Raw genomic sequence first — 1,308 nt, forward strand, 5'->3', positions numbered from 1 at the left:
GTTACGATTCTCTGCGTAACCCACTGACTTCTCTGGGCGACTATCTGGACCCGGAACTCATTTCCCGCTGTCTGGCCGAAGCCGGTACCGTCACCCTGCGCAAGCGTCGCCTGCCGCTGGAAATGATGGTCTGGTGCATTGTCGGCATGGCGCTTGAACGTAAAGAACCCCTTCATCAGATCGTCAACCGTCTGGACATCATGCTGCCGGGCAGTCGTCCCTTCGTCGCCCCCAGCGCGGTGATCCAGGCCCGTCAGCGTCTGGGAAGCGAAGCCGTCCGCCGCGTATTCTCGCAGACAGCACAGCTCTGGCATAACGCCACGCCGCATCCACACTGGTGCGGCCTGACCCTGCTGGCCATTGATGGTGTGTTCTGGCGCACACCGGACACACCAGAGAACGATATCGCCTTCCCCCGCCAGACGCATGGCGGAAACCCGGCACTCTACCCACAGGTTAAAATGGTCTGCCAGATGGAGCTGACCAGCCATCTGCTGACGGCAGCAGCCTTCGGCACGATGAAAGACAGCGAAAATGCGCTCGCGGAGAAACTTATAGAGCAAACCGGCGATAACACCCTGACGCTAATGGATAAAGGCTATTACTCACTGGGTCTGCTGAACGCATGGAACCAGGCGGGAGAACACCGGCACTGGCTGATCCCTCTGAAAAAAGGCGCGCAGTACGAAGAGGTCAGAAAACTGGGTAAAGGCGACCACCTGGTGAAGCTGAAAACCAGCCCGCAGGCACGAAAAAAGTGGCCGGGTCTGGGAAATGAGATGACAGCCCGCCTGCTGACCATCACGCGCAAAGGAAAAGTCTGCCATCTGCTGACGTCGATGACGGACGCCATGCGCTACCCCGGCGGGGAAATGGCGGATCTGTATAGCTATCGCTGGGAAATTGAGCTGGGTTACCGGGAGATAAAGCAGACGATGCAACTGAGCAGGTTGACACTGAGAAGTAAAAAGCCGGAGCTTGTGGAGCAGGAGTTGTGGGGCGTGTTGCTGGCTTATAATCTGGTGAGATATCAGATGATTAAAATGGCAGGGCAACTGAAAGGATACTGGCCAAATCAGCTGAGCTTCTCAGAGTCCTGCGGGATGGTGATGCGGATGCTAATGACGTTGCAGGGCGCTTCACCGGGTCGTATCCCGGAGTTGATGCGTGATCTTGAAAGTATGGGGCAGTTAGTCAAGTTACCGATAAGGAGGGAAAGGGTCTTCCCAAGGGTGGTGAAAGAGAGGCCTCAGAAATACACCACCGCCCTGAGAAAGGGCCAGTCAGTTGCTTAACTGACTGGCATTA

Annotated in this window: 1 protein-coding gene; it reads left to right on the forward strand. The window is 56.3% G+C overall.

The genetic code is table 11. From position 1 onward, the window contains the following. Positions 1-1,295: IS4 family transposase (locus ACKLKD_RS27840; protein WP_227686809.1), on the forward strand; the 1,295-nt coding region annotated here is incomplete at its 5' end. Between the last annotated feature and the right edge of the window lie 13 nt (positions 1,296-1,308).

The sequence above is a fragment of the Klebsiella sp. 10982 genome (assembly GCF_048589245.1).
GTDB lineage: Bacteria > Pseudomonadota > Gammaproteobacteria > Enterobacterales > Enterobacteriaceae > Klebsiella > Klebsiella quasivariicola.